Origin of the sequence: Achromobacter insuavis, from assembly GCF_902859645.1 — a bacterium.
Lineage (GTDB): Bacteria > Pseudomonadota > Gammaproteobacteria > Burkholderiales > Burkholderiaceae_B > Achromobacter > Achromobacter insuavis.
Window position 1 is genome coordinate 1 of sequence record NZ_CADIJR010000175.1, and the last position, 2,089, is coordinate 2,089.

The following is a 2,089-nucleotide window of genomic DNA, read 5'->3' on the forward strand; positions in this document are numbered from 1 at the left end:
GTCCGGCGCGCGGGGCGGGAAAGCGGCCATCCAGCGCCGCCGTGCCCACCGTGAACCCCGCCGCCCCGGCGCGGCATGCCGCCCGGATGCGCTCGGGCGTGTCGAGCGAGCCGGCCACGATCACCGGCGCGCCCGCCGCGCACACCTGCGCCATCAGCGCCGGCACATCGACGTCGGCGCGGTAGGCCAGCAGGTCCAGCCCATGCACGCCGGGCAGGCCGGCCAGCCGCGCGGCGCTGCGCGCGATCTCCTCGCGCGTGCCGCCCAGGATGCTGGGATGCCCATGGACCCGCCCGGGAAACGGGTAATAGCGGATGGGCGAGCCGGCCAGCAGCGGCAGCGCGTCGGCCACGTGCGTGCCGCCCAGCAGACAGTCGACCTCCAGTTCGCGCGCGGCGCGCACCGACGCCAGCTCGCTGTCCCGGTCCTGCGACACCACTTCCAGGTAGCTGCGCGCGCCCGCCGCGCGGATGGCGGCGTTGAGCCGCCGCAGGACCGCTGGCGGCTGGCCGATGTCCTTGAAGCCGATATGGCGCACCCCGCACGCGAGCGCCGTGTCCAGGTGGGCGTCGGCGTCCGCCACGGTGCGGTCGTTGCGGGTCAGCATGAAGATGAAGTCGGCGGGCATGATGTCCAGGATGATAGGAGGTTCAAAGGGATGCCGCATGGGCGGCGAGCCGGAAGGCGTGGTCGATGGCGGTCCGCAGGCTGGCGGGATCGGCGATGCCCTGCCCGGCGATGTCGAACGCGGTGCCGTGATCGGGGCTGGTGCGCACGAACGGCAGCCCCAGGGTGATGTTCACGCCCTGCTCCAGGCCAAGGTACTTCACCGGGATCAGGCCCTGGTCGTGGTACTGCGCCACCACCAAGTCGAAGCGCCCCTGCCGCGCCTGCATGAAGACCGTGTCGCCGGGCCACGGGCCGCTGGCGTCGATGCCCTCGCGGCGCGCGGCCTCGATCGCCGGCCGGATGATGCGCCGTTCCTCGTCGCCGAACAGGCCGCCCTCGCCGGCATGCGGATTCAGGCCGGCCACCGCCACGCGCGGCGCCGGCGCGCCGCGCGCGCGGCCGCCCTGGTGGGCCAGCCGGATCGCCGACAACTGCGCCTCGAAGTCGGCGCGCTCGATGGCCTGGCGCAGCGAACAATGAATGGTGACCAGCACCGTGGCGATGGCGTCATTGGCCAGCATCATCGCCACGCGCCGCGCGCCGCCGCGCTCGGCCAGGATCTCGGTATGGCCTGGATACGGCACGCCGGCCGCGGCCAGCGCTTCCTTGTGGATCGGCGCGGTGACCATGCCGGCCACCCGCCCCTGGCGCGCCAGGTCGATGGCCAGGCAGATCGCCTGGTACGCCGCCCGGCCGCAGGCCGCGTCGACCCGGCCGAATGGCGGCGGCAGCGGCAGCGCGGATGACGGCACTAGGCAGACGCGGTCCGGCCGCAGCTCGGCGTCGGCCACATCGGCCACCACCCGCAGCCGTTCGGCCGCGCCCAGCGGCGCCAACGCGCGTGCCATGACGGCGGGATCGCCCACCGCCACGCAGCGCTCGGCGTAACCCGGCAACAGCAGCGTCTTGGCGACGATCTCCGGCCCGATGCCGGCGGGGTCGCCCAGGGTGATGGCCAGGGGCAAGGCGGGCGCGGGCAGGTCGGCGCCCGCGCGGGAAGGATTCATCGGCACAGCAGTCTCCAGGCGGCGTCGCGCAAGGCCTCGGGGCCGCCGAAGCCGCCCGCCTTCATGGCGATCGCCAGTTGCCGACCCGCGCACGCGGCGGTCCCGGCGGGAAAGCCGGGCGCCAGTTCGCAGGTCAAGGTAAATGTGTCGATGGCCAGCGCGTCGAGCAGCGCCGCCAGGGTGTCGCCGCCGGTCGCGATCAGGCCGTCGAAGCGGTGCCGCGCCAGCGCCAGCGTCGCCTGCCGCGCCAGCGCCGCCAGCACCGCGGCCGGATCGGCCTGGGGCGAGCCGGGCGCCATCAGGCAGGCCAGCCCGGCGTCCGCGGCGATCTCGTCGGCGCGATGCGCCACCTGCGCGCCAGCGGCCCGCAGGGCCTCGCCTTGCGCCCGGCTGGCCGGGTTGGCGCTGCCGAT

3 protein-coding genes are annotated in these 2,089 nt (G+C 75.0%); all 3 read right to left on the bottom strand.

Features of this window, described 5'->3' with window-relative positions; genetic code table 11:
* A partial coding sequence (locus H0523_RS31905; RefSeq protein WP_180180316.1) for a 4-hydroxythreonine-4-phosphate dehydrogenase occupies positions 1-667 on the bottom strand: 667 nt, incomplete at its 3' end.
* Complete coding sequence (pdxA, locus tag H0523_RS31910; RefSeq protein ID WP_156350637.1) at positions 651-1,676, bottom strand: 4-hydroxythreonine-4-phosphate dehydrogenase PdxA; 1,026 nt, start codon at positions 1,674-1,676, stop codon at positions 651-653. The genes H0523_RS31905 and pdxA, both read right to left, overlap by 17 nt.
* Positions 1,673-2,089, bottom strand: a 417-nt coding sequence (locus H0523_RS31915) for a nucleotide-binding domain containing protein (protein ID WP_277405329.1), incomplete at its 5' end; no start/stop codon positions are given. The genes H0523_RS31915 and pdxA, both read right to left, overlap by 4 nt.